The organism is Gilliamella sp. ESL1225 (assembly GCF_058502635.1).
In genome coordinates, this window is record NZ_CP196358.1 from 1192940 (window position 1) to 1205854 (window position 12915).

Annotated in this window: 8 protein-coding genes; 4 read left to right on the plus strand and 4 right to left on the minus strand. The window is 33.0% G+C overall.

The window, feature by feature from the left end:
- Positions 1–448 precede the first annotated feature (448 nt).
- Positions 449–1572 (plus strand): IS3 family transposase gene (locus ACSYSW_RS05425; protein ID WP_491706021.1). Its coding sequence is split into 2 segments (ribosomal slippage): positions 449–743 and positions 743–1572, totalling 1125 coding nucleotides; the frame shifts between segments, so codons are not numbered across the junction.
- A gap of 597 nt (positions 1573–2169) precedes the next feature.
- On the opposite strand, the gene ACSYSW_RS05430 is transcribed toward ACSYSW_RS05425, so the two are convergent.
- Entirely contained in the window at positions 2170–2517 is a 348-nt protein-coding gene (locus ACSYSW_RS05430) for an Aca2/YdiL-like domain-containing protein (protein WP_491706170.1), read from the minus strand.
- A 235-nt stretch (positions 2518–2752) separates the two neighbouring features.
- Positions 2753–2977 (minus strand): hypothetical protein, encoded by a 225-nt coding sequence (locus ACSYSW_RS05435; protein ID WP_491706171.1) that lies wholly within the window; start codon positions 2975–2977, stop codon positions 2753–2755.
- Positions 2978–3992: 1015 nt separating this feature from the next.
- On the opposite strand from ACSYSW_RS05435, the gene ACSYSW_RS05440 reads away from it, so the two are divergent.
- Both ACSYSW_RS05440 and ACSYSW_RS05445 read left to right on the plus strand, forming a co-directional pair.
- Positions 3993–5054, plus strand: coding sequence for an NADH:flavin oxidoreductase/NADH oxidase (locus ACSYSW_RS05440; protein WP_491706172.1), 1062 nt, complete (start codon positions 3993–3995; stop codon positions 5052–5054).
- A gap of 236 nt (positions 5055–5290) precedes the next feature.
- Positions 5291–8965, plus strand: a complete 3675-nt coding sequence (locus tag ACSYSW_RS05445) for an autotransporter outer membrane beta-barrel domain-containing protein (RefSeq protein WP_491706173.1) — start codon at positions 5291–5293, stop codon at positions 8963–8965.
- 135 nt (positions 8966–9100) lie between these two features.
- Here ACSYSW_RS05445 and lptG read toward each other — a convergent pair whose 3' ends face one another.
- Positions 9101–10165 (minus strand): LPS export ABC transporter permease LptG, encoded by a 1065-nt coding sequence (gene lptG / locus ACSYSW_RS05450; protein ID WP_491706016.1) that lies wholly within the window; start codon positions 10163–10165, stop codon positions 9101–9103.
- Between the two features lie 11 nt (positions 10166–10176).
- Positions 10177–11277 (minus strand): LPS export ABC transporter permease LptF, encoded by a 1101-nt coding sequence (gene lptF / locus ACSYSW_RS05455; RefSeq protein WP_491706015.1) that lies wholly within the window; start codon positions 11275–11277, stop codon positions 10177–10179.
- 134 nt (positions 11278–11411) lie between these two features.
- Between lptF and ACSYSW_RS05460 the strand changes: the two genes are divergently transcribed.
- The gene (locus ACSYSW_RS05460) at positions 11412–12890 is read left to right on the plus strand and encodes a leucyl aminopeptidase (RefSeq protein ID WP_491706014.1); all 1479 of its coding nucleotides are present in this window, start codon (positions 11412–11414) and stop codon (positions 12888–12890) included.
- The last annotated feature ends 25 nt before the right edge of the window (positions 12891–12915 follow it).

Here is a 12915-nt window from a genome sequence, read left to right on the forward strand (position 1 = left end):
GGAATAATTTTGTTGCGGAATCAATTGCATTTTTTAATCTTTTTGTCCATTGTTTAATTTGACATTTCCCTGTTTTCCCTTATTTGATATATAATCCCTCTTTTAATATTTGATTATGTCTAAGTGTAAAAATATCTCCTTCGCGTACGGCGCATAGATAAGATATTTCCATAGCTATTTTTATGATATCGGATGCCTCGTCATAAATTGTATAATATTCAATATCTTCTATATATTTATCCCGACTTTTGATGCTAAATTTTTTCACATTCGCACATGGATTAGCTTTGCAATAGATGCGTTCATATCCCCAAGCGAAAGCAACTGACATATAAGATAATTCATGATTTGCTTGAACTTCACTTTGCTCTGGATAGGCTACACTAATTAGTACCAGTTTTATAAGGTCATTGTTATGATAAACCAACAACAAAAGAAGGTAATAATAATGACAATCAATTCACCAAGAAGAACAAAATGCAGTTTTACTAACGAGTTCAAAAAACAGATGGTGATGCTGTATCAAAATGGTAAAAAACGTGCAGATATCGTCGCGGAGTATGACCTAACCAAATCAGCATTAGACAAGTGGATAACACAGTACCAAACTACAGGCTCATTTACCGCAAAAGATAATCGTAGCGATGAAGAGAACGAGCTTATCGCATTACGCAAAGAGAATAAACGTTTGTTAATGGAAAACGATATCCTAAAGCAAGCGGCGTTGATAATGGGACGAAAATCAAGTTAATTTCACATAATAAGCATCGATACAGCTTACGCGCATTATGTCGGTGCTTAAGAGTGACAAGAAATCGTTTCTATTATCAACGGCAATTAACTCAAAAACCACAAGATGCTGCGCTCAGTGAAATAGTGGGCGAAATTTTTGATAATAATTATCGTGCTTATGGTACAAGACGTTTGCAAGCAGAACTTAGAAAACGAGGGATCACGGTATCTCGACGACGAATTAGTCGAATCATGGTGAAAAATGGCTGGGTTTCGAAATATACCTATAAAAAATACCGTATTCATATTGAAAATAGCAATGAATCGATAGTGAATAATGAACTTAATCGTGAGTTTGATATAGGTCAACCACGAAAAATACTGGTGACCGATTTAACCTATGTGAGGGTTAAACAACGTTGGCACTATCTTTGTGTAATTGTTGATATCAGTAATCGAGAGATAGTTGGGCGAAGTGCAGGTAAGCATAAAACAGCGGCTCTGGTCATGCAAGCTATCAGTCAAATTCCAATGAATTTACAGTCTATAGAGTTCTTTCATTCTGATAGAGGAAAAGAGTTTGATAATCATCTGATTGATGAGTGCTTAACCGAGTTTGATATTAAACGTTCGTTAAGTCGCAAAGGCTGCCCGTATGATAATGCGGTGGCTGAAACAACGTTTAAAGCAGTGAAAACAGAATTTGTATCAAATACTATTTTTGATTCACTGGAGCAACTTAGATTGGAATTTAATCATTATGTGGATTGGTTTAATTATAATCGACTTCATTCAACATTAAATTATCAGTCACCGATTGAATACAAAAGAAATCGATGACCTTATCTTCTTGGTACTAAAAAGTGTGGACATACCAACGCTATACATCTAGAGTTAAAAAACATAGGTAGGAGTGAGGAACGTCGTATAAGTAAAATATTAAAGGAATTAGGGTACGTTAGAAAGGTTGTTAGAGATGGCAAAATGTTGTTAAAAGGCTTCGTTAAGGAATATTAAAAAGTTACCCTTATCCCAGAAATGTTACACTACGCGAAGTCGAGTACAGTAACAGTTTAAGTCCTTGCAGGAAGGGGCTTGTTACCTTTGTTACTCTTGTTACCCTTATTTTATAATTGTATATAATATATATTATATATATATATATATATTATATACAATATATAGCTACTAAATAGAATGGGGGGTTAACGTGGTAACACGGGTAACAAGGGCGGTTTATATCTATATTAAAAGCCTTATTGTATAAGGATTTGTTGACTGTTTTTTATCTGTTACTGATCGTCTTTACCTTTAACACAGACTTTAGATTTATGTTACAAAACGGCTAATTTATGAACAAAAAAGAAGGAAACCATATATAAAATTTTACGATTTCCTTTTTTGTTTTTTAGTTTGGGAGTTTTTGCGGAGGTTTTACTAAGATACTAAGATTTTTAATTTACCTTTTGCGTACAATTCGTTTATGGCGGATACCTGTATTTTATATTCTATTGGGTCTTTGTATTTTAGGTGTTCCGGGTATTTTATTTCTTTAGTCCCTTGTTCGATAAGGAAGTTTAAATATATATCACGGCGCTTTTTTACTCGCTCTATATTATTTACTACGCCTTGAGGGATCTTATATTTGCCTTTTTCCCACTGTTGCCACGTCTTACGGTTTACCCCGTTTGGATGGGCATCATCGGCGGCTATGCGTTTAGCCCCTTCGGCGTCCAGTTCTAAGTTTAAAAAATTTCTAAATGCTCTTAATTCTAGATTATTCATAAAATCACCGTATAAAAAAAATGCCCCTCAGGGGGCTTTGTATAATATTAAAGGGTTTTATAATAGCTCGCTTTGTGGCTAAGGGCTTCGAATGCCTTAGTTCTTGTTCTACCCGTGTACATTAATTCTATTAAAAGGTATAAAGCGTAAAAAACTGCATCAGTCCCACAACCCCCTATATAAAGCCCTTTGTGATTGTCATATCTATTTTTTATGGCTGTTGCTATAAATTCTTCTAAGTTAATGTATTCGCTTTTTTTGTTATAAAACCCACGGACAAACCGGAGCGGGATACGTGATTAACATCGCCATAAAAGGCTTTAAATTGATTGTTATAGATTAGATAGAATATGCGGCTGTTTCTTTCATCATTTAAAATAAAGTCTTTAAGTTGTTTACTAACATGACCTAAAGATTTTTTATTTAAAATTGCTTGCGTTTTTTCTGTATAAGTTTTCATTTAAAAGCCCTCTTCGGTTGACTTAATATCGCAAACTTATTTTTGCGATTTGCTTGTTTAGTACCCCGTAATGGGGTTGTTTGGTGCTAATGTACCCCGCAAGGGGGTGGTGGTCAACAACTTTTTTTAAAATTTTTAAAATTGATGTTACAAGCAAACGACTACGCGCCCACTCGCGCAAGGTTTTGTGGGTGCTTTTTGCGTTTATTAAATAAAAAGAAAAAAGGGAGTAATAAATCATTTTTACGGTATTTATTTCGGTACAAATTAGTTAATTAAACTTATAAAGCCATACAAATAAAGGTGTTTGAGAGAAAAAAGATACTTTGCGACAAAAGAATCTTATGCCTAATCGCTTGCTTTTTAATCAGATATCGGGCTAATATAAAAGGCAAAAAGGAAAAGGAATACGTATAAAATGAGAGAGACTAAAGACATATTAAACGCATAGAAAAATACCAAAGATAGGGAAAAGATATGGGGAGAGCCGAGGCTTGGCTATCCTAGCGTATCGTATTCCTCACCCGCTAAAATCCCTTTTGATTATCGCCAGTATTTAGACGAAGAAGAAACGAAAACGGTAGATAAAGCCCTAGAAATCTTAAAGGAAGATGATCCACATGCGCATTGTATTCTTGTTAATCTTTACGCCAAGTTGAATTTTCACCAGATGAAACAGTATATGAGGCGATAATAAGGCATGAAGATGATCACAATAATGAAAAGAAATAAATCTTTCTAAATATTACTTTGAAAAAAAGCTATCAATGTTTGAGATTGGAATATTAAACATTGATAACTGAGCACGCAATAACTGTTTATAATCGATTAAATTTTTATTAATAGTGAAGGAAAAGTATTTAAAATTTTTAAGGTCACTAAATATGTATTTTAGATATTTAACTGTAATAAAATATTTACGTGATAATGATCATTCTTTAAAAATTTTTTATTAGACATCTCCTTTTTTTGTTTTTAAGATAAAATTTCTTATCAAATAATAAAGGATTTTATTATGGCTAAAATAAGGCATCTACTTACCCCATTTTCATTAAAAAATCTCACTTTAAAGAATCGAATTGTTATGCCGCCAATGTGTCAATACACGGCAAAAAGTGATGGTTTACCTAATGATTGGCATTTTGTACATTATGCATCGCGTGCTGTTGGCGGTGTTGGATTAATTATTGTTGAAATGACGAGTATTTTACCCAATGGAAGAATTTTACCCAATTGCCTAGGTTTATGGAATGATGAGCAAAAAGCCGAATTTAAGCGTTTAGTTGATCTTGTTCATACTAATGGAAGCAAAATTGCCATTCAAATAGGTCATGCTGGCTGTAAAGCTTTAAAAGAAAAAGACGTCGTTTCTTCCTCAAACGTGAGTTATGTAGATAATGTGGAAAATGAAAGCAATTATCAAATACCGAGACCATTATCGAAAGATGAAATAAAAGAATATATAAAGGCTTTTCAGTTATCTGTAAAACGTGCAGTTGAAGTGGGATTTGATGCAATTGAATTACATGGAGCACATGGTTATTTAATTCATCAATTTTTTTCACCTAAGTTTAATCATCGAACCGATGAATATGGTCAAGATAAGGCTTTATTTGGTGAACAAGTGATTAAAGCCGTAAAAGAAGTTATGCCTGAAGATATGCCACTTATTTTTCGTATTTCAGCGCAAGAATATGGCAAAGACGGGTTTGATATGAATTATGGCTGTGAATTAGCGAAACGCTTTACCGCCGCAGGCGTTGATATTTTCCATGTAAGTGGTGGTGGAGATGGCGCTTTAGATCCTAAACATACTCCCGTTTTTAATGCAGGTTATCAAGTCTATTTGGCTGATGCTATTAAAAAAGTAACCCATTTACCCGTTATTGCTGTCGGTATGCTTGAATATCCAATGTTAGCCGATTATGTACTTGGTGCTAATCAAGCAGACTTAATCGCAATAGGAAGAGGGTTATTACGTAATCCTTATTGGCTTTTAGATAGTCAATATAATTTACCTGCCGCAGATCACAGTGAATTACAATTTATTCCGGATCCATATAAAGGCGCATTTTAGCGTAGCTTTTTTTCGCTTAATAGTTTCGGATTTAACTATTAAGCGAATTTTGTATAAGACGATTTCAATTAGCCTTAAAATTTATCAGTATTTTGTTGAAAATATAACCAAAAAACAATAAAATCACGCGTATCACTTAGTGGAAAAGTGAATTGATTTTAAAATCAAATTTACCTATTGGATCTATCACAGCATTACACTTTAGCTATGTTTTATACATCATTGAGGACGTAATAATGGATTCCAAGTCAATAAAATTTAAATCAAAACCATTTGTTTTAGTTACATCAACTATCTTATTTTTACCTTATACCTATGCCACATACTACCATTTCAATAATGAGACGGGGGATGCGAAAGTATTTTTTGAGGGTAGCAATGGTACAGATTTAAGAACCGATAATGGTGGAGTTGGTGATATTACAGATAATGGTTCTATAGCGTCCCCTTTTTACGATGGCCTTTTAGTTACAGCACCTTATGGTACATCGTTATTAAGTGTTAAGGGATTTATTGGCAATATTGGAAATAGCTCTCGTGTTGATTCTCATATGGGGGCATTAACATCACAAGGGACAAAGTCAATTGTGAATTTATTTAGTGATGGCAATTTAAATGCTATTCGTGCCAATGGATTGACAGCAACTCATTATTGGAATGGCTCAAACATCCAAAATTATGCCACTTATGCAGAGATTCAAGTAAAAGGTATAGGAAGCTCACCGTATAACATTTTTACTAATTCCACAAATGCTAATGCATTAAAATTAGAAACGATGGGAAACGCATATGTTAACATCGAAAATACGGCATTAACCACATATGGAACTAACAGTCATGCTATTTTTGTTAACTTTAATGGCCCAAGTTCGACATTAAGTAATACTTCTTCAAAACTGATTATTCGAAATAATATTAATACATATGGTGTGCAATCTTATGGAATAAATATTGATAATACAAAAGCATTAACCGATCATTTAGATTATATAGAATATTTTAATGGTACCATTGAGACTAATGGAACACAGTCTTATGGGATTTTCAATAATTTATCTTTTCAAGATCAACTAAACAATAATGAAAATGATTTTAGCTATATTTATATTGGACTAGAAAATAATGCTTCCGCTAACACTAATATTATTACCAATGGATCAGCCGCTCATGCAATTTATGTAAAAAGTAGCTCAAACAACAACAGTACGATTCTTTATCCTCATAGTGATCAGGTCTATATAAGCGAAGGAAATATACAAACTTATGGTAATGCAGCAAATGGGATTTATATGAATAATTCGCTTGGCGGAAATATGATTTTTTATTCTTTAAAAGGTACAACGATAAATACAAAAGGGACCAATAGTCATGGTATTAATTTAACATCTACTAATTTTGGTAAGTCGGCGATAACAAATAACAGTAATATTACGACGCAAGGAACAGAGGCTGATGGGATTAAAGTTGCGGCAAATAGTCATCAGCCAGATAATACGGATCTTGTTTTTATTGAAAATGGGCAAGCAGGTAATTCTTTAGGTACAACATCAATTACTACCTCAGGCTCTGGATCTTCTGGAATTCATTTAACGAGTAATATTAGTAACGACGTCAGACTGTCAAATCACTTTAATGCCAACATATCAAATAATGATACGATTACCACACTTGATAAGTTAAATACGAAAGCATCTGCTATTCGAGTAAATAGTAATGGTTCAATTAATAATTTATTCTTATTTAATGGTGGGATATTAAAATCATTATCGGGTAATACGATTAATATAAATGGAGTACAAAATGTTAACGTACAAAATTCCGGCGAGATACAAGGTAAAATAAAAATTCAAGGGAACAGTAATGTTTATATGCAAAATAATGGTAACTTTTTAATGTATGATTTTAATTATCAAACAGATACCATTACGAGCAAGAACAGTGTCAAAAATACCATTAGTAGCTCTAATACCACTCTTCCATCTGTATTTTTTAATGATAACGGCGGTGCGATCCGTTTTGATGATCAAATGTATGATGGATATGCTAATCATGCGGTGTTTAATGTTAATCAATTTATCGCAGGTGAAGGAAGTGCAATTTATATTAATCAATATACCGATCCTCAAAATAATACGCCAAATAATACATTTACTATTAATGGAGACTATTATTCGCAAGGCGGATTCGTTTTTTTTACAAGTTTAGTCGATTCTTATAAAGATGGTGAAATAAAAGATGGAATCAGTGACAGATTAATTATCAATGGCAATGTAATAGAAAATGAAAGTCCAAATAAAATTATGCGTGATAATAATAGCAATAATAAACCGACTTTAGTTTATATTACACCAAGCCAAGCTAGTACAGGTGGTGACATTGGCATAAATGGAATTAAAATTATTCAAGTAAATGGTCAACGTTCTGATGATAATGCATTTAAGTTAGGGCGTCCTATCGCCGTTGGTAAATATGAATATATTTTATCTAAAGGTAAAATCCAAAGCACACAAAATAATTGGTATTTAGATAATTATATTTGGGATCCAGATCACAAACCTGATAGCGGTGATAATACTGGTAATAACGGTAATAACGGTAATAACGGCAATAACGGTAATAACGGTAATAACGGTAATAACGGTAATAACGGTAATAACGGTAATAACGGTAATAACGGTAACAGCGGCAATAACGGTAATAACGGTAATAACGGTAATAATGGTAATAATGGTAACAATGGAAACAATGGAAATAACGGCGGTGATTCAGGCTCAAGTGGTAATGGAGGGAGTTCTGGAACTGGAGGAGGTAATGGTAATGGTGGAGATTCCGGTTCAAATGGTAACGGGGGAGGTTCAGGAGGAAATAGTGGAGGAAGTGGAGGCAATAACGGAGATAATAGTAATGGTAATGAAAATCAAGATGGGCACAATCATGATCATTTAAAACCAGGTGATGTTATAACTCTACTAAACTCATCAATGGCGAGTTATTTAGCTAATATCAAAACTTCCATTAATTTGCAGCAGCAACAATTATCAGATCGTTTGATATCGATGGTAAATCAACATGATGCCAAAGATAAATTTTTATGGTTACGAACCGCTTATGATAGAAATCGTTATGATACCTTAAAAGGTTACAGTCATCTAACAGGACATAGTTATAAAATACAATTAGGAGGCGATATTGCGACTTTTGAAAGTCAAGCAGGTTATTTACACACAGGATTAATGGGAGCCTTTGCGACTAATCGTCATAAAAACATCTCTAAATTAACAAGATTAGAAAGCAAAGGTACTGTTTACGGCTATCAAATTGGGGCTTATGCCACCTATTTTGCTAATAATGATATCAATCATGGTTTATATGTTGATATGTGGACACAATTAGGTTTTTATGAAAATCGAGTTTATGGCAAAGTATTTCGCAAAAATGAAACCTATAATTCAACTGTGTCAACAACATCAATTGAAGCAGGTTATGGATTTACCGTACTTGAAAACGATAATTATCTATGGCATTTAAAGCCACAAGCTCAAGTAACTTATAATTTTTATCATGGCTCATCTCGTACCGATGATAATGGTTTAAAAATTTCAAAAGGCGATGCAAATGGGATTATAAGTCGCCTTGGTGCAAGATTTTTTGCAACAAGTCGTGATCCTAAAAATTCTTTATTTGAACCTTTTATTGAAGCCAATTGGTTATATGATAACGCTAAATATAGACTAAAATTTGCTCATGAAGATAAACATAGTGATGGATCTCATAATAAATTTAAAGGCAGTGCTGGGGCTAAAGTGAATTTAAAAACGAATTTTTCGTTATCTCTCCAATTTAATGCTGAATATGGACGTTTACATTATAGAAATTATAGTGGTAATTTTATAGCGAACTACCAGTTTTAATTCTATGTAAGCATATCTTAAATCAGGTGCTTCTAATTAAATTTCAGTAAGGTGATTATATTAAAATGATCACCTTTTTTATATTATTTTTTTGTTTTATAAAAATAAAATATTCTAAAATAAGGTCATTATTAATTATTGTTTTCGTTTAAAAAGCCAATAACTAATGAACAAAAATATGACACTTGTAATTAAAGCGCCAATTACTGGATAAATGCCAAGAACAATACCAATTTGCGCAAATAGACTATCAGTTATATAAAATAAAAAGCCAAAAGTAATACCTATTACTATACGTACACCCATTGAAACACTGCGCAAAGGTCCAAAAATAAACGATAAGGCAAGTAACATCATGACAGCGACCGAAATAGGCTTGATGATCTTTTTCCAAAATAGCAAATCATAATATTTGCTATCTTGACCTGATGTTTTTAAATATTGGGAATATTGATATAAACCTGATGCGGATAATGATTCGGGATCAAATGCTATAATACTCAATTTATCTGGTGTCATCTTTGTATTCCATGGCATGGTAATAAAATTATTGCCAATAATTTTATCGCTTTGCGTCAAATCATTTTGTTCTACTTGATTTAAAATCCATTTATTTTTTTCGAATAAACCATAAGCGGCATGAGTAATGTAATTTAGTTGATTGTCGGCGGTTGAATAAATGGTAATATTTGAAATTGAATTATCATTATTGACTTTGCCAATATAAATATAATCATCACCGTCTTTCATCCATAAACTATTTTGGTTTGCAATAACGGCATTTCCATAGATTTTTTCAGATCGCATATTGCGAGCGGTTTGTTCACTCACAGGTGCAACCCATTCCCCGATTGCCATCGTAATAATGACTAACGGAATCGCGGTTTTCATCACTGCTTTAGCAATTTTAAATCGACTAAACCCTGATGTTTCCATGACAATGAGTTCACTATTAGAGGCTAAAAAACCAAGTCCAATTAATGCGCCTAATAAAGCGGCCATTGGGAAAAAAATTTCAATATCTTTAGGGACTAATAATAATGAATAAATACCAACCGAAAACGCATCGTAATCAAATTTAATTTTTCGTAGCTGTTCAATAAAACGGATAATACCCGATAAACTAATTAGTAAAAAAAGACATAATCCGATGGTGCTTATAATGGTTTTACCGATATAGCGATCTAAAATTGAAAACATCCTATTCTCCTTTAAGCTGCACGATAGTTTAATCGAAATCGGCGTACTAATAAGCTATCCCAACAGTTCAAAATGAGAGCCATGATAAAGTATCCTGAATTAAGGATATAAAACCATAAAGTAGGATCTAACTTGCCTTTACTCGCATTTGCTTTAATTGAACTTGCAATTAAAAAATAAACTAAATAAATGAGTAAAGCCGGCATGATTTGCGCAAGTTTACCTTGCCTTGGGCTTGAAACACTTAATGGAATGACTAAAAAAGCCATTAAAGGGACAGAAAGAATAAGCGTAATACGCCAATAAAATTCTGCTTGCGCTTTATTTGATTTGTTATGATATAACTCATTAAAACTGATTTGCTGTACATCTTGTTTGTCAATTTCATCATTTGAGACAAGTTCTTTTGGTTTAATAATGCCGACATAGTTATCAAAGTTTGAAATACGCATATCTTTTGATTGTGCAGATCCTTCATAGCGGTTAGCTTTATCAAGTGTAATAATTTGATTACCATCCGCATCTTGCCCAGTTTTACCTTTGTTTGCCATAATAACCGATGGGCGTTTGTCATCTGTAGTTAATTGGGCGATAAAAACATGGCTAAGATTATTTTTATCAACATTGCCAATATAAATAACGGATTTTTTATCGGGTGATTGTTGAAATTGACCAGCAAGTAATCCCGCTAAACTTGGGTTGATTTTTGCATTTTCAACAAGTTGATTTTGTTTTTCAGCAGACCAAGGAGAAAACCAAACTGAATTGAATATGGCAAATATACAGGTTAATAATGAAAGAAATGCAACAACCTGATATCTCAGATTATTTTTACCACCGCAAGCTTGTATCGCGATCATTTCGCTGTTGGCATATAATTTACCAAAAGTGATTAAAATACCTAAAAATAAGCTTAATGGTAAAATTAAATCTATCATATTCGAAATCCCTAAAAGCAATAAGGGAACAATCAAATCACGAGGAATATCACCATCAATGGCACTTGATAAAATTTTTATAAGTTTCTGAGAAAAGAAAATAACTAATAAAACAAATAAAATTGCACATTGAGTTTTTAAAGTTTCTTTGATCACATATCGACGAATTATCACATTTTACCTATTAATACGTACTTAAACCCAATTATTATAGCTTGATTTAATGAGATTAGTTATCTTTTTGTTGATATCTTAAAATGACTAGTTAGAATATTCTTATTTAAATCCACTTATTGCTAGGGACTGTTATGGAATTTCTTATTAATCAAACCGCTTTTATTGACCAACCAGTACAATGTTTAGTTGTTTCTGTTTTTTCCGATGATGAACAATCAGAATTATTACGTCAATTAGATAAAAAAATGGACGGTAAAATTAGTTTATTAATAAAAACAGGAGATTTAACGGGCGAATTAGAACAGTCAATTCTCTTATATCCCATTCAAACTCATTTACAGCAAAAATTACTATTAGTTGGATGCGGTAAGAAGCAAGAAATAGATTCGAAATCAATGCAAAGCATAACAAAAACTATTTTAAAAAATGTATTAGCACAAAAAATTTCATCGATTGCGTGGGATCTATGTGAACATTTAACTAATAACACTCTAGCTTGGATTAAAGATATTCCTAAATTTATCGCTGAACAAACTTATCGATTTGAACAATTTAAATCTCAAAAAAAGGACTTACCAAGTTTAACGAATATTACGTTTTATTGTTCCAATGCTACTTTGATAGATGAATTAACACAAAACTTAAAATATGGTCAAATCATTGCCAATGCAATAAATACCACCAAAACATTGGCTAATATGCCTTCGAATGTATGTAATGCTCAATATTTATCTGAACAAGGGAAATTATTGGCACAAACGAATCCTTCAATTAAATATCAATCTTTTAATGAAGAAGAGCTTGCTAAATTAAATATGACAGCCTATTTAGCCGTTGGACGGGGCTCAGCAAATGAATCAATTATGACAGTTTTAGAATATTATGGAGCCGTAGATAAGAATGCAGCTCCTTATGTTTTAGTTGGTAAAGGATTGACATTTGATTCGGGCGGCATTTCGATTAAACCTTCAGCAGGTATGGACGAAATGAAATATGATATGTGCGGTGCGGCAACTGTATACGGTGTCATGCAAGCCATTGCCGAGTTAAATCTTCCGATAAATGTAATTGGCATAATGGCTGGTTGTGAAAATATGCCAGATGGTAATGCTTATCGCCCCGGAGATATTCTAACGACTGCCTCGGGTATTACGGTTGAAGTAACTAATACCGATGCAGAAGGGCGTTTAGTTCTTTGTGATGTTTTAACCTATGTCGAAAAATATAAACCAAAAGCAGTTATTGATATTGCAACCTTAACTGGAGCGTGTATTGTTGCTTTAGGGCATCATTATTCCGGCGTAATGGGAAATGATGATTCTTTGATAGCAGAATTAGTTAAGGCATCTAATCGAGCAAATGATAAAATTTGGGCACTGCCTATTGATGAAAATTTTGATAAACAAATTCAGTCAACTTGTGCGGATATTGTTAATGCTTGTGGACGTGATGGTGGCACAATTACGGCGGCATGTTTCTTATCACGATTTACAAAAAACTATTCATGGGCACATTTAGATATCGCTGGTACTGCTTGGAAATCAGGTGCCGATAAAGGAGCGACAGGGCGACCAGTTGCGATGCTGATCGACTATCTAGCAAATCAATAAATACCAGGATTTTTTTAATTATATG